We start from the raw sequence: 20,479 nt of genomic DNA, 5'->3' as shown, positions 1-20,479 counted from the left end.
TCGCGCCGTCAGGCGCCCGTCACATGCGGCCCTTCCACGGCGTCAGCGCCCGTTCGACCTGACGCATCAGCAGATCGAAGCAATAGGCCAGTACGCCGATCAGCACGATCCCCATGATGACGACGTCGGTGCGCAGAAAGTTCGACGCATTGAGCACCATCTGGCCCAGGCCCGCGGTGGCCGCCACCATCTCCGCCGCGACCAGCGTCGTCCAGCCAAAGCCGATGGCGATACGCATGCCGGTCAGAATCTCCGGCATGGCGGCGGGCAGCACGACGAGCCGGATCACCTGCCACCGCGTCGCGCCGAGGGAGCGCGCCGCATTGATCTGCTCGATCGCGACCGAGCGCACGCCCGCTTTCGATGCCATCGCGAGCGGCGCGAAACAGGCGAGGTAGATCAGTGTGATCTTGGCGGTTTCGTCGATGCCGAGCCAGATCACGATCAACGGCAGATAGGCCAGCGGCGGCAACGGACGATAGAACTCGATCACCGGATCGAAGATCCCGCGAGCGATCCGCGACGTGCCCATCGCGATGCCTACGGGAACCGCCGTGACGACCGCGAGCGCGAACGCGCTGATCACGCGCACGACACTGATCGAGACGTGCTCGACGAGCGGCGTGCCGCCTTGCGTATCGCCCTTGATCGCCCCGATGAAGGCGTCGAACGTCGCACCCGGCGACGGCAGGAACAGGGGTTTGATCCAGCCAAAATGCGTCGCGGCCCACCACAGGACGATCAACGCGACGGTCGTCGCCGCGCTGATCATCCCCGTATTGCCTTGCCCCGGCGCGCCATAGCGGCTCGCACAACGGCGGCGCGCCTGTCGTGGCACGGCAGGCGGGACGGCCGGGTTCGCGTGCTCGGCCAGTTTGATCGGCGTCGTACCCGTCATCAGTTGAGCCCTCCTGAGGTGGCGGCATGAACGAGCGAGAGCACCTGTTCGCGCATCTCGATGAACGCCGCGCTCGACTTCACTGCGCGGGCGTCGCCCGTTCGAGGTATTGCCGTGCGAACGGCAGCTTCATCTCGCGCACGATGCGCCCCGGCTTCGGCGCCATGATGATGAGGCGCGTGGCGAGAAAGAGCGCTTCCTCGACATCGTGCGTGATGAAAAAGAACACGCCGTTCGCGTCGTGCCAGAGGTCGAGCAGCAACGTCTGGATCGATTCGCGGGTGAACGCGTCGAGTGCGCCGAGCGGCTCGTCCAGCAACATCACCCGCGGCGACGACGCAATGGCCCGCGCGACGCCCACGCGTTGCTGCATGCCGCCCGACAGCTCGTAAACCGGCCGGTGCGCGACCTCGGACAGCCCGACGCGGCGCAAGCATTCCATGCCGATACGGCGTCGCTCGTGCAGCGGCATGCGGCGCAGGCGAAGACCGAACTCGACATTTTCGACGACGTTCATCCACGGCATCAGCGCATGTTTCTGGAAGACGACGCCGCGTTCCGAGCCCGGTCCGTCGACCGACGCCCCGTCGAGCAGAATATCGCCGCGCGTCGGCGCGATGAAACCGGCGATCGCGTTGAGCAGCGTGGTCTTGCCGCATCCGGACGCGCCGAGCGCGACCACGAATTCCCCCGCCTCGATCGCCATCGACACTTGTCGAGCGCGAGATTCGGCTGCCCTTTGGGAACCGGATATTCGATCGAAAGATCCCTGATTTCGAGCATATCGCTCTCCTTGCGCTACGTGCGCGTCACTTGATGCCAGCGGCCGCTTTCACGTATTCGTCGGTGACGCCCACGAATAGTCCGGCAGCGTGCTCTGCAAGGTCTTCTGCTCCTTGAGGAAGGCCGCCGTCGCCGCCAGCGATTTCGCCGCGCCGGACGCACTGCCGCCGCCGAGCCACTTGTCCGATGCCTGCTCCTGCGGCGTGGGGAACGCGTAGAGCGCGAGCGCCGCCTGCACTTCGTCAGGCGCGCCGCCCGACACCGCCGCCACCGCCCGGCCCTTCGGCGTCGCGCCGGTCCATTGGTCGGGATGCGCGCGATAGTCCGCATCGCCCTTCGCGAGAATCTGCACGAACGCGGCATGAAGGGCTGATTGGCTTTCGCCCAGTCGCGGTTCACCACGAAGCCGTCGAAGGTCGCGAGGCCCGTTTCCGCCGCGATCTTCCCCGACGTCGTGACGACCGTTCCGTTCTGTTCGATCTTGCCGAGCACCGGGTTCCAGACGTAGGCCGCGTCGATGTCGCCGCGCTCCCAGGCGGCCGCGATTTCCGCCGGCCTCATGTTCAGCACCTTCACGTCGCCCGGCTGGAGCCCGGCCCGCTTGAGCGCAAGCAGCGCATGGAAATGGCTCGTCGAGACGACGGCACGCCCAGACGTTTGCCCTTGAGTTGCGCGATCGTGGTCACGCCGCTGCCTTTGCGCGCGACGAGCGCTTCCGCGTTGTTGATATTGTCGAGAATCCAGAAGAGCTGGATCGGCAATCCCTGACTCAGGCCGGCGGCAACCGGGCTCGATCCCGCCTCGCCGAGCTGCACGTTGCCCGACGCCATGGCGCGAATCACATCGCCGCCGCCGCCGAACTTGCGATAGCTGACCTTGTATCCGGTTGCCTTGCCGGCTTCGTCGAGTTGTTGCGCGTAGCGCCACGGCACCATCATGTCCTGATAGGCGATCGTGACTTCCTTGTCGGCGGCGAACGCGCGGGTTGCCGTGCAGGCCGCCCCTGCCGCGCAGAGCACGAGGAGCGTACGCGCGATGCGGGAAACCTGCGTGCGGGTCGAACCAAAACGTCGGGCAAGCGTCTTCATGCAGTCGTCCTTTGATTGATGGGATGTCGATCGGCGACATGCTTCACGTGCATATCGCGCCCCATCCAGCGACGCAGAATCCAGGCCAATGGATGGTGCCAGCGACGACTTTCAACAGGGCCAGCCGTGTTATCGCTCGTGCGGCGCGCGGCGTGAGCGCCGCATCATCGGCAAGGTAGCGCGCGCGCCGTCTCGTGCAAGTACCGTTCTGGTGCAGCGGCCGTGCGTTCGTTGTGCGCGTGGCACGATGCCGGGTCGACGCTCACGTCTGCATCGTGGCGCGCGCACCGGCGCGACGCATGCACTGGCGGACAAGCCGCGCCAGCGTCTGAACACCGGGCTCGATGCGCTCAAGCGGGATCGACGAAAATCCGAGTCGCAGATGCGGCTGCGTCATCGCGCCATGAAAGAACGGCTCGCCGGGATCGTAGATCAGCTTTTCCGCGATGGAGGCGGCGCGCAGCGCGGCCAGGTCGGGGTGTCCCGGCAGGCGCAGCCACAGTGCGGAGCCGCCGCGCGGCGGTTCGAAGCACGCATCGGGAAGATGGCGGCGCAACGCGTCGCCGACCGCCCCGGCGCGCGCGCCGAGCGTCTGGCGCGTCTGCGTCAGCAGTCGGTCGTAATGGCCGTGCTCGATAAAGAGCGCCGCGGCGATCTGGTTGTTGCCCGGCACCTGACGCACCATGAGCCGGCGAATCACGCGCAGACGCTCAATGACGGATGCGGGAGCAACGATGTAACCGATCCGCAATCCCGGCGACAGCAGCTTCGACAGGCTGCTCAGATAGATCACGCGATCGCTCTTGTCGATGGCCTTCAGCGCCGGCAGCGGCTGGCCGAGGTACTGCGTCTCGGGATCGTAGTCGTCCTCGATGATGATCTGGTCGTGACGCGTCGCGTGATCGAGCAGCGCGAGCCGCCGCTCGGTGCTCATCGTCACGCCGGTCGGGCATTGATGACTCGGCGTGCAGTAGACATAATCGCATTCGGCGAGCGCCGGCGTGCATGCCACGCCCTGCGCGTCCACGGGCAGCGGCACGATCTGCGCCCGCCGATGCGCGAAGATATTGCGCGCGTCCATGTAGCCGGGGTCCTCGACGCCGATCCTCGTGCCCTCTCGCGCGAACAGATCGGCCAGCAGATACAGCCCATGCTGCGTGCCGAGCGTGAGCAGGATCTGGTCCGGCGTCGCGGCAATGCCGCGCCGGGGCAGTACGCGGCGGATCAACTGGTCGACGAGTGCCGCCGCGTCGCCGCCCGTGCTGTCCTGCGCCCAGTGTTCGACCGCGGCGACTTCAAGCGCGCGCCGGCTGCATTCGCGCCAGTGCGCGAGCGGGAAAAGGCTCGGGTCGAACTGGCCATAGACGAACGGATAGCGGAACTTCTCCCAACCCGACGGACGGTCGAGCCAGCGGAACGATTCCTGCAGGCGGGCGGTACGCGCCTGCCAGTCCGGTCGGCCGCTGGCCTGGGCACCACCGACGTGCGCGACGTCCGCGCGATCGATCGCGCTACACACATAGAACCCATCGCGCGCACGCGCTTCGAGATAGCCATCCGACACGAGGCGCTCGTAGACGAGCACGACCGTGTTGCGCGACACGCCGGCAAGAACGGCCAGATCGCGCCCCGACGGCAGCTTCAAGCCAGGCGGAAGGCGCCCGTCGAGGATCGCACCGACGAGCGCGGTGCGCAGCCGCGCCTGAAGCAGCGTGCCGCCCTGCGCCGGGCTCGACAGCAGTTGCCGCCACATCAGTTCATGTTCGTCACACTGCATCCGCCCTCCCGGCTGGCACCATCGAAACCCTTCGCTGGCATTATGCGGACGACAAAAAAGAATTGATCATGGCACCATCTCATCAGGAGCCGTCATCATGAACGCCCCGCACGCCCCACTTTCCCCGCTCACCACCGGATCGGCCTCCTTGCAGCACCAATGGCTGCCGTTCACGCCGAACCGCGAATTCAAATCCGCCCCGCAGATGTTCGGGAGCGCGAAGGATCAATACTTCTACGACCTGGACGGGCGGCCGGTTCTCGACGCCGGGTCGGGCCTGTTCACGACGCCCGCCGGACATTGCCGCGCCGAAATCGCCGAAGCCGTGCATGCGCAATTGCTGTCGCTCGACTTTTCGCCGAGCTTCCTGCGCGCCCATCCAAAGTCGTTCGAACTCTCGACTCGCATTGCGCAACTGCTGCCGCAGGGCATCGGGAAGCTGTTCTTCGTCAGTTCGGGTTCCGAGGCGGTCGATACCGCGATGAAAATCTGCCTCGCTTATCAACGCGCAGTCGGTGCGGCCGGCCGCACGATGTTTGTGTCGCGCGAGCGCGCCTATCACGGCGTGAATTTCGGCGGTGTCGCACTGTCCGGCATGGTCAACAACCGCCGGGCCTTCAGCAATATCGTGCACGGCGTCGTGCACATGCGCGATACCTGGCTCGAGGAAAACCGTTACGTCACGGGCCAGCCCGAACACGGCCGCGAACTCGCGGACGACCTGCTGCGCCTCATCCTTCTCCACGGCGCGGAAAACATCGCAGCCTGTGTCGTCGAACCGATTGCGGGATCGACCGGCGTGCTGGTTCCGCCCAAAGGCTATCTCGAACGGCTGCGCGAAATCTGCACGGCGCACGGCATTCTGCTGGTATTCGACGAGGTGATCTGCGGCTTCGGGCGCACCGGCGAAGCGTTCGCGTCGCAAAGTTTCGGCGTGACGCCCGATCTCATCACCATGGCCAAGGCGATCACCAACGGCGCCGTGCCGATGGCGGCCGTCGCTGTGGCGGATCACGTCCACGACGCGATTGTGAACAGCGCCCCGGACGGCGCGATCGAGTTCTTCCACGGCTATACCTGGTCCGCGCATCCGGTCGCGAGCGCCGCCGCACTCGCCGCGCTCGACATTTATCGCGACGAGCGCCTGTTCGAACGCGCGCAATCGCTTTCCGGCTATTTCCTCGAACAGATCGCAACGCTGGCCGAACTGCCCATCGTCACCGATATACGCGGCTACGGGATGCTCGCGGGAATCGACGTGCAGTCGGACGGCAAGCCCGGACGACGCGGCCATCTGCTGCAACGCAAGCTCTACGACGCGGGCCTGCACCTGAAGACAACCGGCGACTGCGCGATCGTCGCGCCCCAGTTCGTTTTCGATCGCGAACACATCGACCAGACTGTCGACGTCCTGCGCAACACCCTGCTGTCGTTCGGCGCGTGACGCTGGCCGGCACACCGGCCACGCTCGCCTGGCTCGCGTCGATCAGCCTGCTCGCCGGTGTCGCAAAAGGCTTGACGGGGTTCGGCGGCGCGCTCGTGATGGCGCCGCTGTTCGGCCTGCTGCTCGGCCCGGCGGACACGGCCGCCATGATCGTGTTCGTCCACTGCGTGACGTCGTTGCAGGGCATCCGGCAATGGGGCCGCGTCGCACGCTGGCGCTCGATACTCCCGCTCGCGGCCGTCGCGCTCGTCAGCGCGGCGCTCGCGTCGCACTGGATGGCGGGCGCCGATGCGCGCAGGTTGAGGCACGCGACCGCGATCGCCGTACTCGCGATCACCGTGCTCCATATGCGCGGCTGGCGCTGGCGGCACCACGGCAGCGGCATGCCGCTCGTCGCAGCCGGCGTCGTGAGCGGCATGCTCACCGCGCTCGCCGGGCTCGGTGGCCCGCCCGCGGTCTACTACTTCGCGGGCATCGATCAGGGACCGGCGCTGCGCGCCAACCTGCTCGGCTATTTTGCAGCGCTGTTCTGCGGCACGGCGCTGCTGTTCGCGATCAGCCATCGCATCACCGTGTCTCACGCAATCACCGGCGTCGGCCTCGCGCCGGCGTTCGCCCTCGGCGTGCTGCTGGGCGAGCGCAGCGGAGCGCGCATGTCGCGCGTCGCGTTCGATCGAATCGTCAGCGGCTTGTTGCTGCTCTCGGGATGCCTTGCGCTCGTCAGCTGACGGCGGGCGTCCAGTTTCCCTCATCGTCATCGAGAATTGTCTCCACTATGAATATTGTCGTAACGGGCGCGAGCGCCGGTTTTGGCGAGGCGATCAGTGCCCGCCTGTGCAACGAAGGTCATCGTGTCTTCGCAACCGCGCGGCGCGCAGACCGGCTTGAGGCCCTCGCCCGGCGCTGCGGCGAACGGCTCGTCGCCAGCACACTCGACGTGCGCGACGCCACAGCAGTCAAGCAGTTCTTCGCCGATATCGAGCGTCAATATGGTGGCATCGACGTACTCGTCAACAATGCCGGCCTGGCGCTCGGCATTGAACCGGCGTATTGCGCGTCGCTGGAAAACTGGGAAGCCATGGTCGATACGAACGTGAAGGGTCTCATGTATTGCACCCACGCGGCCCTCCCCGGCATGGTCGAACGCGATCGCGGCTGGATCTTCAACCTCGGGTCGATTGCCGGCACCTACCCGTATCCGGGCAGCAACGTGTACGGCGCGACGAAGGCGTTCGTCCATCAGTTCAGCCTGAACCTGAGAGCCGATCTGGCGGGCAAGAACGTGCGCGTCACGACAATCGAGCCGGGGCTGTGCGGCGGCACCGAATTCTCGATCACCCGCTTTCAAGGCGACCGCGACCGCGCAAAAGCGCTCTATGACGACACCTCGCCGCTTACCGCGGACGATATCGCCAGCACGATCTCCTGGTTGCTTTCATTGCCGCCCAACGTCAATATCAATGCGATCGAGATGATGCCGACATCGCAGGCATCAGGGAATTTTCAGGTGGTACGAAAGCCGGCCGAGCAAGACTCAGCGGCATAGCGAACCCTTCAGACATCAGATAGCGCCGCGGTTGCGGCGGCTATCCGAAGAAGTCATGGTATGGCGGCGGTTTTTTATGGCGACGTTACCCGCATCGCGAACCGACTTTGACCTCCGACGCGCGTCGCAATCCGGCTCGTTGCGTTGCCATCAAGCAAATCACTTTTCCAGTGCACCGGCATTGCGCGACACTCCGCTGTCGCGAGTCGTTCACTGATCGACACGACGTCGCGGATGTCCGTACGACCCTCCGTTTTCAGGGTGCGAGACGGGACCGACGCAGGGTTCGCAATCGTTGCAAGCGCTTTGCCGCCTGATCCTCGCGAGCTATCGAAACCGCCTCTCGCGAGATCGCTGACTCCGTGCCGGGGCTGGTCGTCGCATCCGGATTCAGTGGTCACGGGTTTGGCGTCGGTCCAGGCGCGGGAAATGCGATAGCTGCGCTGGTACTCGGCAATCCTCCTCCTATCGATTTGAGTCCATTCCGTTATAGCCGGATCACGGATGGCTCGAAATTGAAACCTCATCCGATATTCTGACAATGCCTTTGGTAGCTAACAGCGCTGCAAATATTGATTGCCGGCCGAGCCCGAAGCGGGTTTGATCGTTATCGGCGAAAAAGCGGCCACAAGCGTGGCGTCACCATTCGCGGGATCGGTAAAACAGCGGGCCGGCGCCGAATCAACACCGGCCCCCCGATCTCTAACGGCGCGACGCGAGCCGCCTCACGACCGCCACCAGCGCATCAACTTCATCGCAGGTGTTGTAGAACGCGAGCGACGGACGCACGCTCGCTTCGAGACCGAAGCGCCGCAGGATCGGCTGCGCGCAATGATGGCCCGCGCGCACCGCGATACCTTCTTCGCTGAGCGCCTGCCCCACTTCCGCCGTCGTGTAGCCCTTCAGCACGAACGACAGCACACTGGCCTTGTCGCGCGCGGTGCCTACGAGTCGCACGCCGGCAACGGGCGCGAGCACGCTCGTCGCGTAGCCGAGCAGATCGTGCTCGTAGCGCGCGATATTCTCGATGCCGATACGGCTCACGTAGTCGAGCGCCGCGCCCAGCCCCACCGCATCGGCGATATTGCCGGTGCCCGCCTCGAAGCGCGCGGGCGGCCCATGAAACACCGTGCGCTCGAAGGTCACGTCCTCGATCATGTTGCCGCCGCCCTGCCACGGCGGCATCGCTTCGAGCACCTCGCGCTTGCCGTACACCACGCCGATGCCGGTCGGACCGTAGATCTTGTGGCCCGAGAACACGAAGAAGTCCGCGTCGAGCGCCTGCACGTCCACGCGCATGTGCGAGATCGACTGGGCGCCGTCCACGAGCGCCTTCGCGCCCGCGCGATGCGCCAGCTCGACGATCTCGCGCACCGGCACCACCGTCCCCAACGCATTCGACACCTGCGTGACCGACACGATTTTCGTACGATCGCTGAGCAGCTTGCGGTAGTCGTCGAGCAGCACCTGGCCGGAATCGTCGACGGGAATCACGCGCAGACGCGCGCCCTTCTGCGCGGCCAGTTGCTGCCACGGCACGATGTTCGCGTGATGCTCCAGGTGCGAGACGATGATCTCGTCGCCCTCGCCCACGTTCTGCGCGCCCCAGCTTTTCGCCACGAGGTTGATCGCCTCGGTGGTGCCGCGCACGAACACAATCTCATCCGGCGACGACGCGTTGATGAAGCGCTGCACGGTCTTGCGCGCATGCTCGTAGGCATCGGTTGCGCGTGCCGCGAGGGCATGCGCGGCGCGATGGATGTTCGAGTTCTCGTGCGCGTAGAAATAGGCGAGCCGGTCGATCACGGCTTGCGGCTTGTGCGTCGTCGCCGCGTTATCGAACCAGATCAGCGGCTTGCCGTTCACGCGCTCCTGCAAGATCGGGAAATCGCGGCGCACGGCGTTCACATCGAACGGCGGATGCGCGGACGACTTCAGACCGTGCGGCACGGCCGCCTCGCGCTCGTCGACGAAATAGCGCGCGCTTTCGCCGCTTACTCCGCTCACATTGGGTACGCCCACACTGCGCGGTTCGAACACGACGAGATCGCGCAACACGTCGCCGCCGGGCAGACCGAACGCTTGCGGCGAAGCCTGTCCTTGGCCGTGACCATGAACGGGCACGTCGATGTCCTGCGCCCGCCCGTGCCAGCCGTTCTGCGCGCCGTGCAGAAAATAGAACGGCGACGGTCCCGTGGCGGCAGGCGTAGCGGGCGGTGCGTGCGTCGGGCTTGCCGCCTCCTGAACCGGCGGCACGCCGAGCAGCGCTCCGCCCGCACGCGGTTCGAGCGCCGGCGCAATCGACACGGCGGAATCCGGCAGCCCGTTTGCAGCGGCCGCATGCGGCGCGAGCGCGGGTGCGCGATTGCCGAGCGAGAGCACGTGCGTGGGCGCGGACGGCGCGAGATTCAGCCCCGGCGCCTTGCCTTGCGGCGGCGCGAAGCCGGGCACGCCCGTGCCCGTGCCGCCCGGTCCCGCCAGCGGCGAACCGGCCGGCGCGGGATTGCTGACCGACGCGAGGATCGGCGCCGCAGCCGGCAGCGCCGACGGCAAGCCGCCCGTCGCGCCGCTGCCCGCGGATACATCGGGACTCGCGACAACGGGCGCTGACACACCGCTCTTACCGCCCGGCAGCGCGCTGAAGAACGCGTTCGCGAGACTCGCCAGCGTCGCGGGGTCCGGCAAGCCGCCCGGCAACGGCGGATGCTCGACGGCCGCGGGATTAACGGTAGGTGTCGGGATAGTCATGGTACTTGGCGATCTCCACTTCATCGAGGACGGCCAGCGCATCCGGAGAATGCACCGCGAGCGAGCAGTACAACGAGATCAGATACGAAGCGATCGCCTGGTTGTTGATGCCCATGAAGCGGACCGACAGCCCCGGCCCCTGCTCGCCCGCCACACCCGGCTGATAGAGACCGACCACGCCCTGACGCTTGTCGCCCACGCGCAGCAGCAGGATCTTGGTCTTGCCGTCGGCGACCGGCACCTTGTCCGAGGGAATCAGCGGAATGCCGCGCCACGTGAGGAACTGCGAGCCGAACAGGCTGACCGTCGGCGGCGGTACGCCACGGCGCGTGCATTCGCGTCCGAACGCGGCGATCGCGAGCGGATGCGTGAGAAAGAACGCAGGCTCCTTCCACACTTTGGTGAGCAGTTCGTCGAGATCGTCGGGCGTGGGCGCGCCCGTGAGCGGAAAAATGCGCTGATCTTCCTCGACGTTGGCCAGCAGACCGTAATCGGGATTGTTGATCAGCTGGCTCTCCTGCAGCTCCTTGATGGTCTCGATCGTGAGGCGCAGTTGCTCCTTGATCTGATCGTGCGGGCTGCTATAGAGATCGGAAATACGCGTATGCACGTCGAGCACCGTGCTTACCGCGTTCAGGAAATATTCGCGCGGCTGCTCTTCGTACGGCACGAACGTGCGCGGCAAGGTGCCTTCGTCTTCGCGCGCGGTGCAGGCCGCGCGCACGGCTTCGGGATCCTTGACGCGATTCAGGCGATAAATACCCGCTTCGACCGGCACCCATTGCAGCAGGTGCGTCAGCCAGCGCGGCGTGATCGTGGAAAGCTGCGGGACGGTCTTGGTGGCGTTCGCCAACTGACGCGCGGCATTATCGCCAAGCGCCGTCTGACTGCTCAAAGTCGTGGACATGGACAAGGGGCTCCGGTTGCTTAGAACAAAAAACACATTGCTTATGACGAGTGGCGATTATGAAAAGCCACTGTGCGCACTTCAACCGGCTATAGGCGTCAACACGCAGCGCGCACGCGGCGGTGCACGCGTTGCATCAAACGCAGGTGGAAGAAAAGAAGCGGCTCAGGGGCGCAGGCCGCCTGCTGCGCGCGCGCGTTCGCCCGACACGATCAGCGCCGAACCGGCCAGCAGTTCGGCCACGCCCACGCCGAACGCGAACGCGAGCTTCTCGACGGTGACGATCGACGCAATCGCGGTCCCGCGCTCGATTTCGCCGATGTAGGTGCGGTTCAGGCCCGCATGTTCGGCGAGGCGCTCCTGCGACCACGCATGCGCCTCGCGCAAACGCCGCACCGTCGCGCCGAAGTCGTGGACGATGCCGTTCATGACGGCACGCCCGCGCTGAGCGCCGCCGATGCGCGCGTTTCGTGACGCGTGATCGCCTGCGTGATGTGCGAGAACGGCGGCACGCTCTCGGTGAGCCAGACGTTGCCGCCGATCACCGCGCCGCGCCCAAGCGTGACGCGGCCGAGGATGGTCGCGCCCGCGTAGATCACGACGTCGTCCTCGACGATCGGATGACGCGCGAGGCCCTTTTCGAGGTTGCCCGCCGCGTCGCGCGGAAAGCGCTTCGCGCCGAGCGTGACCGCCTGATACACGCGCACGCGCTCGCCGATCACGGCCGTTTCGCCGATCACCACGCCGGTGCCGTGGTCGATGAAGAACGCGCTGCCGATCTGCGCACCAGGATGAATATCGATGCCGGTCGCCGCGTGCGCGAGTTCCGAAATGATGCGCGCGAGCAGCGGCAGCCCGAGCCGGTACAACTCGTGCGCGAAGCGGTGATGGATGATCGCGAGCACGCCCGGATAGCAGAGCAGCACCTCGTCCACGCTGCCCGCCGCCGGATCGCCCGTGTAGGCCGCGAGCACGTCGCTGTCGAGCAGCGCGCGGATCTCCGGCAGCCGACGCGCGAATGCCTGCACTGCCGCCGCCGCGCGCGCATCGATGTCCGAACCGGAATCCGCGTCGGCACGCCGCGCCTTGTAGCGCAACTCAAGACGCGCCTGCGCGAGCAAGCCGTGCAGCGCCGCGTCGAGCGCATGGCCCACGTAGAAGTTTTCGCTTTCCTGACGCAGATCGGGCGGCCCGAGCCGCATCGGGAACAGCACGCCCTTGAGCGTTTCGACGACCTGCGCGAGCGCCTCGCGTGCAGGCAGATCGCGCCCGCCCGGTTCGAGCGCGCGCCGCTGGCGCTCGCGCCACTGCTGCCGGACGGCCTGCAGCGCGTCAACGATTTCAGTCACATGAAAAGCGGTCACGCCGGGTCCCTCGTTGTGGTGGTTCTGGATGCGGCGTACGGGATCGAGTCAGTCCTGCACCCACGGCAAGCCGTGGAAACGCCAGCCATTTTGCCGACCTCGGCGGCGCGTCTCGTCGAGATCGCCCTCGAAGCCCTCGCTTACATTAAACACCTGTGCAAAGCCCGCTTTCGCCGCCGCCTCGGCCGCCTGCGCCGAGCGATTGCCGCTGCGGCACAACAGCACGATCGCGGCGGATTTGCCCGTTTTCGCCTCAAGCTCGCGCACGAAGCGCGGATTGCGCGTGAGGCTCGTGCCCGTCGCCCAGGGCACATGCAGCGTGTCGGGCACTTGTCCGACGAATGCGCGCTCTTCCGCCGTGCGCACGTCGACGAGCACCGCGTCACCCGCTTGATGCAGCGCCCACGCCTGTTGCGGCGTCACGCTGCCCGCGTAGCTCAAACCCGCCGTTTGCGCGGCTTCGCGCGCCGCTTCGAGATCCGCGTGCAGCGGCTTTTCGTGCAATTCCACCGTCATGTGTGCCTCCATGAGAACAGCGGCAACGTGCCGGCCATCCCGGCCGCTGCCGTCTATAGACGTCTGGATTCCACTATGCGAGGAAACTGCATCGCCTCCAACCAAGAAAAGCTGCTATTCAAATACGCGGCGGCGAATCCGGCATCTCGCCACCCGCCGCGCATACGCGAGAGTCAGTATGGAATCCGACACATTGCAATTGAAGTGACTTATTCGTCTTTGCATATATCGCGCACGATCGTCGCGAACGGACGGTCACATCGCAGGTGGCGCGTCAGTGGCCGGGGAAGCCGGGCTGCGCGCGCGCTCGCGATCATCATCGAAGCGTCACCCGCCAACCTGACGATTGGCTATCAGCCGCGTGCCGTGTAACGCCGGATAATAAAACCCCGTCGAACGCGATGCGTCCGCGCACGATGTTTTGTGGCAGGCTTGCGTCACACTCATTAGAAAAATTCCCGCCATGTCCCGCACTTCGCCCTCGACGCGCCCCACGACCGTCCTCGTCTACAGCACCGCGCTGCGCGTCCTTCACTGGCTGACGGCACTCTGCATGTTCGTGGTCATTCCCATTGCCTGGTATATGACGACGATGGACCGTCACGATCCCTCACATGGCGGCTGGGTCAATCTGCACAAATCGATTGGCCTGACCATCTTGCTGCTCACGCTCATTCGCGTCGTTGCGCGTTTGTCAGGATCCGCGCCGCCGCTGCCCAAACGTATTCCCGCGTTCGAGCAACGGCTCGCGAGCCTCGGTCACGGGTGCTGTATCTGATCCTCTTCGCCATGCCGGTCAGCGGCTATCTCACTTCGTATGGCGGCGGTCATCTGGTCAACTGGTTCTGGCTCTTCACGCTTCCCTCCGTCATTCCGCAGGACAAGCTGCTGGTGCATCTGGGGGCGACGATCCATTACTGGCTGGCCTACCTGTCCTATCTGCTGATAGCAGGCCATGTGCTAGCCGTGCTCTATCATCAGCTCGTCCAGCACATCGATATTCTCGGACGCATGACGGGACGGCGCGATCCGTTGTGATCGAAAAACGAGGTAAACAAGCTTGACGTCTTCGGGCCGCCATCGAAGCGATGCACTTGCGCCACGCGTTCGCGCTCCGGAAATTCGGCGCAATGATTCATGTACCTGCACCGCGCGCGAGCAGCTTTTCGAAGTGATATCCAGGTGGCGCATCCTCGCCGAAATCGTGCGCGGAGAGCAGCGTATAACCGCTATGCGTATAGAGCGAAATGGCTTCCGGCTGACGCGGTCCCGTGCCGAGAAACACGCGCGTATAGCCGAGGCGCGCGGCTTCGTTTTCCAGCTCGCCGAGCACGCGCCGCGCAAGCCCCTGGCGGCGCAGCGCGCGGCTCGCCCAGATGCGTTTGAACTCGGCCGTGCCCGCATCGGCGTGCGGCATGAACGCGCCGCCCGCCACCGCCGTCTCGCCGCGAATCAGCAGCACGAAAGCGCCCTTGGGCGGTGCAAACAGATCATCGGCGTAGCGCGTCATTTCGTTGCGCAGTTCCTGCGTCGAAATCACATCCTCGTAGCGGCTGCGATATTCGTATTCCAGTTCTTCGAATAGCGGCCGTGCGCGCGGATCACGCACCGACACGCGCTCGAAACGCTCATCCAGCGCGGATGAAATAGCGATGTCTGCGAATGTCTCGATGCGTTCGCGATTGCCCATGATGGCGTCGTCTCCGGATGTTGTTGGGATGCTCGTCACACTGACACTCGCATTCAAACGACTAGCGCCGCGCGTTCCGCCTCGGCGGCCAGTCCATCGTCCGCTTCGAGGCTGCGAATCACGCGGCGCAGGAAACGCTCGCCGCTCGCCAGCTGATCGAGCGACACGTATTCGTTGGCACGATGCGCCTGTTCGATATGGCCGGGTCCGCACACCACGGTCGGGATACCGGCCTGCGCAAACAGTCCCGCTTCAGTGCCGTAGGCGACCTTGCGCCGCTCGCGCTCGCCGGTCAACGCGCGCACGAGTTGCGTGATCGCCGCCTCCTCGGCCGCATCGAGTCCCGGCGACGACGAAAGCCGCTCGAACTCGATGGCCGCCGCCGGATGCTCGGCGCGCATCCGCGGCAACAGCGTTTCGCGCGCCCACGCTTCGATGCGCCCGATCACTGTCTCCGGCGCCACATTCGGCAGATTGCGGAACTCGAACGAGAAGCGACATTCGGCGGGCACCGTGTTGATCGCATTGCCGCCTTCGATCAGGCTCGTTTGCGCGGTCGTAAACGGCACGTCGAAGAGGTCGTCGAAGGGTCCCTGTTCGCGAAACTGATCAGCAATATCGCGGATATGGCAAATCAGGCGCGCCGCATATTCGATCGCGTTCAGCCCCTTCGGCGTGAGCGAGGAATGCGCCGCGTGGCCACGTACGCAACAGCGATACGTGTGAATGCCCTTGTGCGCGATCACCGTGCGCATGCCAGTCGGCTCGCCGACGATGCAACCGGCGGGCCGCACGCCGCGCCGCTTGAGATCGGCGATCAGATGCGGCGCGCCCACGCATCCGATTTCTTCATCGTACGAGAGCGCGAAGTGCAGCGGCTGCGCGAGGCGCGTCTCGCGAATGTGCGGCAGCAACGCAAGCGCCGTGCCGATAAACCCCTTCATATCGCAGGTGCCGCGACCGAACAGACGCCCGTCACGCACTTCGGGCGCGAAGGGATCGCTGTCCCATTGCTGCCCCGCCACCGGAACAACATCGGTGTGTCCCGAGAGCACGATGCCGCCATCGCGCGCGCCGTCATGCGCGGGCACCGTCGCGAAGAGATTGGCCCAACCCTCGCGCCGGTCGTGCACCAGCGTCGCTTCGATGCCGTGGCGCGCGAGTTCGTCGCGCACGATCTCGATCAGGCCGAGATTCGGCAGATGGCTCGTGGTGTCGATTGAAACGAGGCGACGCACCCAGTCGAGCGCCGCGGGCGAAGGTTCATTCGGCGCGGCAGCGAGTGCCTCGCCGGACGATACGAAATTGGACATCGCGATTTCCTGATGACGGACTGCGGGCGAATGCGTGCGCAGACTCAATGCACTTTGGGAAAGCCGTGGCGCTCGGCAAGCAGCGCGAGAATGCGCTGCGGGTCGTTGACGAAGCGCCGCTCACCGAGCGTTTGGGCGTCGGCGGGCGGCGGCTGTTCGTCGCCGAATACCAGCACGGGCAGACCTTGATGTGCTTCGTCGAGCACCGCAACGACGGCGGCACGCGGTCGCGCGAACGGCACGCGCTTCACGTCGAGTCGCGCCACGCGCGCGGGATCGCTCGCGAGCAGCCCTTCGATTGGCGCACCGTGCGGGCAGATGAAACGTTCGCCGGGATGAGCCGGATCGGAGAAACCGGGCTGGAGCAGAATTAGAAGGTCACGGCTCATACCGAATTGAATTCCTCGTTATATTGATCAGGATAATGAATGATTTTGATGTTTGCGCACGGGTATCGCAACCAGCCATTCGCGAGAACGATATGCCCGCCGTGACTAAGCGATTGAGCGAGCGATCAAGCGACTTCGCGCCGATCACGCGCCACATCCGGCATAGCAACATTCGCCGCCGCTAGTGCATCCCGCGCCCGCCATCCAAGCCGTGGCGCAACGCGCGTAGCCACGTCCTCCAGAATTTGCCGATAGTGCTCGAATGGCAGGTCGTACGGCAATTCGAGGCGCAGCTCGCTCACCTCGGCTAACACGGGATCGGCCTGAAGCGCAGCGACGATCTCCTCCGCGCTGCCGACCAGATCGGGCGCGAACAGCGTGCGGCGTTCGCCGTGCGGCGTCAGCGTGCGCGCATGACGGCCCGCTGCATACGCGCGATAGAACTCGCGTGTCGCGGTGCTCGCGCTGTCGAGCGGCACGATCACGCGCCCCAGCGCGATGCGCGGCGGCCGCGCCTCGTGCCAGTTCGCGCGGTACGCCGCAATCTGCCGCAATTGCGCCTCGCGAAAATGGTCGGTGCCCTCGCCCGCCGTGATGTTGCCGATCAGCAGATTGAAGCCGTTGCGCGCCGCCCACTCCACCGAGCGCAGCGAGCCGCCGCCGTACCAGAGACGCTCGGTGAGCCCGGCCGCATACGGCGTCACGCGCGGACGCACCCGGCCCGCCGCCGACTCGACGAAGGTGTCGGCATCGCCGAGCCAATCGCCCGCGAGGTTCTGGCGCAGCCGCGCGATGCGCGCATACGAGAAGTCGATCTGCTGCGGATCGGCATCGAACAAACGCTCGCCGAGCAACGCGCCATGTCCAGGCGCACCGGCGCTCAAGCCCACATTCAATCGCCCGCGCGACAGCACATCGACGCTCGCGAGATCTTCGGCGAGCCTGAACGGATTCTCGTAGCCCATTTGGATCACCGCCGCGCCAAGCCCGATGCGCGCGGTGCGCTGGCTTGCCGCCGCGAGAAACGTCGCCGCCGACGACACCGCGCGTTCGAGATGCCGCTGGCGCACCCAGGCGCTGTCGTAACCGAGCGTCTCGCCCACGGCGAACAGATCGAGCGATTGCTCGATGCCTTCGAACGGCGATTCGTCGCGATAGTTGCCCGGCGTGAGAAAAGCCAGATGGTCGATGCGAATGGCGGCCATACCGTCTCCATGAAAGCCGCGAACGGCGCGCTCAGGCATCGCGCAGTCCGGGCGGATTGGTTTGCGATTGCGTCAGCGCCTCGGGCAGCAGCCCCCAGCGCGCAAGCGAGCTGCGGTACTGCCCCGCGCGGATCACGCCATTGGTGGCGAGCGTGAGAACCGGCGCCAGGCCGCTGTCCTTGCGCGTCGCCACGCCCACGTCCGCACGCGCGGGCCAGCCCGCGTTGATCTCGCCGACCTTGCGAATGCCGCCTTGCGTGGCCGCTTCGAAAGCAAGCGGCGCATCGGGGTCGAAGATCGCGTCGGCGCGTCCGGACAGCAACGCAAGCCGCGCGGAAGCGCGGTCGTCGAAATACAGCAGCGACGCCGTCTTGACGCCGCGCGCCGCGTTCTGCCGGTTCCATTCGATCAGGATGCGCTCCTGGATCGTCCCCGAATCCGTGACGATGCGCAGGCCCGCGATGTCGGCCGGCGCGCCGATCGCACGAATGGCGCTGTCCTGGCGCACGTAGAACGCGTGCAGTCCCTGGCGGTAACTCGTGAAGTCGAACTTGCGCTTGCGCGCTTCCGTGACGCCGACGTTCGAGATCACCGCGTCGTACTTGCCGGACGCAAGGCCGAGCGGCCAGTCCGGCCACGCCACCGTGACGAGCGCGAGCGACAGGCCGAGCGCGTCGGCGAGCAATTGCGCGTAGTCCGGGTCCGCGCCCACGATCGTGCGCGCGTCGGTCGCGTAAGTGGCGATCGGCGGCGCGAATGGCGCGACCGCCACGGTCAGCGTGCCCGCCTTCGCGAGCGCATATCCGCCGAGCGCCTGGACGGCCTGCGCGTCTTTCGCGGCGCGCGGGCGGCCGCGCTGTTGCGGACTGAAGTCGAAGCGCGTGGCGCTTGAGGCATCGCCCCCGGACGACGCCGCCGCCGCGAACGGCGACGCGCCCAGCGCAGCCAATGCCGTGACGAAACGGCGTCGCCCCGGCCGCATCGCGACGCGCGTGCGTCCATCCGTCATCACAGCACCTTCGAGAGAAATTCGCGCGTGCGCGTATGCGACGGATTACTCAGCACCTGCGCGGGCGGCCCCGATTCCACCACGCGACCGCCATCCATGAACACGACCGTGTCCGCCACTTCGCGCGCGAAGCCGATCTCGTGCGTGACGATCACGAGCGTCGTTCCCGAGCGCGCCAACTGACGAATCACGTCGAGCACTTCGTTCACGAGTTCGGGATCGAGCGCGGACGTCGGTTCGTCGAACAACAGCACCTTCGGCTTGAGCGCGAGCGCGCGCGCAATCGCCACACGTTGCTGCTGGCCGCCGGAAAGCTGGCGCGGCCACGCATCGGCCTTGTCCGCGAGGCCAACCCGCGCGAGCAGCGCACGCGCCTGTGCGGTCGCGATCTCGCGCGGCACGCCCGCCGCGAGCGGCGCTTCGATCACGTTGTCGAGCACGCTCAGATGCGGAAACAGATTGAAGCTCTGGAACACCATGCCGACTTCGGCGCGGCGCTTGAGGATTTCCGCTTCCTTCAATTCGTAAAGCGTGCGGCCTTCGCGTCGATAACCGACGAGTTCGCCATCGATGTCGATGAAGCCGTCGTCCACGCTTTCGAGGTGGTTGATCGTGCGCAGCAGCGTCGACTTGCCCGAGCCCGACTGACCGAGAATCACCGTCACGCTGCCGGACGGCACCGTGAGCGAGATGTTGTCGAGCACTTTCAGCGCGCCAAAACTCCGCGACACGTTATGAATGCCGACCCGCCCGCCCACGCGTTGCTGAGCCCAGCCGGACTCCGCGCCCGCTGCCGCAAGCGCATGCGCCGCTTCCTGCGTGTCGCCACGGAACTTGCCAAGCGCTGCACCAACGGTACGCGCCACAGATGCCACGCCAACGGCGAGCCAACGGTTGAATCGCGACCGCGCGGGCTGCTCGCGCGTCGCGCCTCGCGCATAGTGACGCTCGATATGCACCTGAATCGCCGAGAGCACGGTGAGTATCACGAGATACCAGATCGTCGCGACCATCAGCAGCGGGATCACTTCAAGATTGCGGTGATAGATGATCTGTACCGTGTAGAACAGATCCGGCATCGCGAGAATATAGACAACCGAGGTGCCTTTCGCGAGTCCGATCACGTCGTTGAAGGCGGTCGGCAACACGGCGCGCATCGCTTGCGGCAGCACGATACGCCATGCCTGGCGCGCATGCGGCAGACCGAGCGCGGCCGCCGCTTCGCGCTGCCCCTGATCGACCGAGAGAATGCCGCCGCGAATCGCTTCGGCGGCGAACGCAGCGTGATTGAGCGTGAGCCCGAGCACGGCCGCGAAGAACGGGCCGATCAGATCCGCCGTGGGCGCTTGCAGCAGCGTGAGATGCGTGAACGGCACGCCGATCCACACGGTCTCGTACAGATAGCCGAGGTTGTTGAGCAAAAGCAGCAGCACGATCGGCGGAATCGAGCGGAACAGCCAGACGAACGCCCACGCGAGCGCCGCTAGCAACGGCGAGCGGGAGAGCCGCGCGAGCGCGATCGGCACCGCGAGCGCAAAGCCGAACGCCGCGCCCAACGCCGTGAGCACGAGCGTGCGGCCAAGTCCTTCGAGCACCGGTCCGGCGAAGAACCACTGCGCGAATACCGACCATTCCCAGCGCGGATTGCCGAGCACCGATTGCAACACGACGCCGATCAGCACGACGGCCAGCACCGTCCCCGCCGTGCGCGCGCGATGGCGAGCCGGCACGACGCGATAGCGCGCATAGTCGGGCGTGCCGGCCGCGTTCGCGGAGGCGTCCAGATGAGTGGTATCGCTCAT

The 20,479-nt window shown here is 65.9% G+C and carries 18 protein-coding genes and 3 pseudogenes; 5 read left to right on the top strand and 16 right to left on the bottom strand.

Annotated features, from left to right (window positions below; genetic code table 11):
- Positions 1-19 precede the first annotated feature (19 nt).
- The 4 genes and pseudogenes from G5S35_RS28485 to pdxR all read right to left on the bottom strand — a co-directional run bounded on the left by G5S35_RS28485 (position 20) and on the right by pdxR (position 4,546).
- Entirely contained in the window at positions 20-898 is an 879-nt protein-coding gene (locus G5S35_RS28485) for an ABC transporter permease subunit (RefSeq protein ID WP_183039580.1), read from the bottom strand.
- Positions 898-1,681, bottom strand: a pseudogene (locus tag G5S35_RS28480) (taurine ABC transporter ATP-binding protein). The gene G5S35_RS28485 and the pseudogene G5S35_RS28480 overlap by 1 nt, the downstream one beginning before the upstream one ends.
- A 26-nt stretch (positions 1,682-1,707) precedes the next feature.
- A pseudogene (gene tauA / locus G5S35_RS28475) lies at positions 1,708-2,769 on the bottom strand (taurine ABC transporter substrate-binding protein).
- Between the two features lie 262 nt (positions 2,770-3,031).
- Positions 3,032-4,546 (bottom strand): MocR-like pyridoxine biosynthesis transcription factor PdxR, encoded by a 1,515-nt coding sequence (pdxR, locus tag G5S35_RS28470; protein ID WP_237181548.1) that lies wholly within the window; start codon positions 4,544-4,546, stop codon positions 3,032-3,034.
- Between the two features lie 97 nt (positions 4,547-4,643).
- On the opposite strand from pdxR, the gene aptA reads away from it, so the two are divergent.
- Genes aptA through G5S35_RS28455 form a run of 3 tightly spaced genes read left to right on the top strand, consistent with a single transcriptional unit; the run spans position 4,644 to position 7,536 of the window.
- Positions 4,644-5,990: an omega-aminotransferase AptA gene (aptA, locus tag G5S35_RS28465; protein ID WP_074986135.1), complete on the top strand. Its 1,347-nt coding sequence runs from the start codon at positions 4,644-4,646 to the stop codon at positions 5,988-5,990.
- Positions 5,987-6,718, top strand: coding sequence for a sulfite exporter TauE/SafE family protein (locus G5S35_RS28460; RefSeq protein ID WP_065060507.1), 732 nt, complete (start codon positions 5,987-5,989; stop codon positions 6,716-6,718). The genes aptA and G5S35_RS28460 overlap by 4 nt, the downstream gene beginning before the upstream one ends.
- 47 nt (positions 6,719-6,765) lie before the next feature.
- Positions 6,766-7,536 carry an SDR family NAD(P)-dependent oxidoreductase gene (locus tag G5S35_RS28455; RefSeq protein WP_183039579.1) on the top strand — a complete coding sequence of 257 codons (771 nt, stop codon included), beginning with the start codon at positions 6,766-6,768 and terminating at the stop codon, positions 7,534-7,536.
- Positions 7,537-7,622: 86 nt separating this feature from the next.
- Here G5S35_RS28455 and G5S35_RS40340 read toward each other — a convergent pair.
- The 6 genes and pseudogenes from G5S35_RS40340 to G5S35_RS28430 all read right to left on the bottom strand — a co-directional run.
- Positions 7,623-7,837, bottom strand: a pseudogene (locus G5S35_RS40340) (IS30 family transposase); the annotation flags it as partial.
- Between the two features lie 401 nt (positions 7,838-8,238).
- Entirely contained in the window at positions 8,239-10,284 is a 2,046-nt protein-coding gene (locus G5S35_RS28450; protein WP_183039578.1) for a family 2A encapsulin nanocompartment cargo protein cysteine desulfurase, read from the bottom strand.
- Complete coding sequence (locus G5S35_RS28445; protein ID WP_065060491.1) at positions 10,259-11,191, bottom strand: family 2A encapsulin nanocompartment shell protein; 933 nt, start codon at positions 11,189-11,191, stop codon at positions 10,259-10,261. The genes G5S35_RS28450 and G5S35_RS28445 overlap by 26 nt, the downstream gene beginning before the upstream one ends.
- Positions 11,192-11,356: 165 nt before the next feature.
- Entirely contained in the window at positions 11,357-11,620 is a 264-nt protein-coding gene (locus G5S35_RS28440) for a helix-turn-helix domain-containing protein (protein WP_065060490.1), read from the bottom strand.
- Complete coding sequence (epsC, locus tag G5S35_RS28435; protein ID WP_065060489.1) at positions 11,617-12,555, bottom strand: serine O-acetyltransferase EpsC; 939 nt, start codon at positions 12,553-12,555, stop codon at positions 11,617-11,619. The genes G5S35_RS28440 and epsC overlap by 4 nt, the downstream gene beginning before the upstream one ends.
- Before the next feature lie 48 nt (positions 12,556-12,603).
- Complete coding sequence (locus G5S35_RS28430) at positions 12,604-13,071, bottom strand: rhodanese-like domain-containing protein (RefSeq protein ID WP_065060488.1); 468 nt, start codon at positions 13,069-13,071, stop codon at positions 12,604-12,606.
- 463 nt (positions 13,072-13,534) lie between these two features.
- Between G5S35_RS28430 and G5S35_RS40065 the strand changes: the two genes are divergently transcribed.
- The gene (locus G5S35_RS40065) at positions 13,535-13,849 is read left to right on the top strand and encodes a cytochrome b (protein WP_183039577.1); all 315 of its coding nucleotides are present in this window, start codon (positions 13,535-13,537) and stop codon (positions 13,847-13,849) included.
- Positions 13,837-14,109: a cytochrome b gene (locus tag G5S35_RS40060; RefSeq protein ID WP_183039576.1), complete on the top strand. Its 273-nt coding sequence runs from the start codon at positions 13,837-13,839 to the stop codon at positions 14,107-14,109. The genes G5S35_RS40065 and G5S35_RS40060 overlap by 13 nt, the downstream gene beginning before the upstream one ends.
- Positions 14,110-14,206: 97 nt before the next feature.
- Here G5S35_RS40060 and G5S35_RS28415 read toward each other — a convergent pair whose 3' ends face one another.
- The 6 genes from G5S35_RS28415 to G5S35_RS40055 form a co-directional block, all read right to left on the bottom strand.
- Positions 14,207-14,761, bottom strand: a complete 555-nt coding sequence (locus tag G5S35_RS28415) for a GNAT family N-acetyltransferase (RefSeq protein ID WP_183039575.1) — start codon at positions 14,759-14,761, stop codon at positions 14,207-14,209.
- A gap of 53 nt (positions 14,762-14,814) precedes the next feature.
- Positions 14,815-16,074, bottom strand: a complete 1,260-nt coding sequence (gene argE / locus G5S35_RS28410) for an acetylornithine deacetylase (protein ID WP_074986278.1) — start codon at positions 16,072-16,074, stop codon at positions 14,815-14,817.
- Between the two features lie 44 nt (positions 16,075-16,118).
- Positions 16,119-16,463: a DUF3088 domain-containing protein gene (locus tag G5S35_RS28405; protein ID WP_065060485.1), complete on the bottom strand. Its 345-nt coding sequence runs from the start codon at positions 16,461-16,463 to the stop codon at positions 16,119-16,121.
- A 125-nt stretch (positions 16,464-16,588) separates the two neighbouring features.
- A complete protein-coding gene (locus G5S35_RS28400) occupies positions 16,589-17,668 on the bottom strand; it encodes an LLM class flavin-dependent oxidoreductase (RefSeq protein WP_183039574.1) in 1,080 nt (359 codons plus the stop codon).
- 31 nt (positions 17,669-17,699) lie between these two features.
- Positions 17,700-18,677: an ABC transporter substrate-binding protein gene (locus tag G5S35_RS28395; RefSeq protein ID WP_373681695.1), complete on the bottom strand. Its 978-nt coding sequence runs from the start codon at positions 18,675-18,677 to the stop codon at positions 17,700-17,702.
- Positions 18,677-20,479, bottom strand: coding sequence for an amino acid ABC transporter permease/ATP-binding protein (locus G5S35_RS40055; protein WP_183039573.1), 1,803 nt, complete (start codon positions 20,477-20,479; stop codon positions 18,677-18,679). Before G5S35_RS40055 ends, G5S35_RS28395 begins: the two co-directional genes overlap by 1 nt.

This window comes from Paraburkholderia tropica, from assembly GCF_014171495.1.
Classification (GTDB): Bacteria; Pseudomonadota; Gammaproteobacteria; order Burkholderiales; family Burkholderiaceae; genus Paraburkholderia; species Paraburkholderia tropica.
This window is presented reverse-complemented; position numbering and strand designations above follow the sequence as displayed.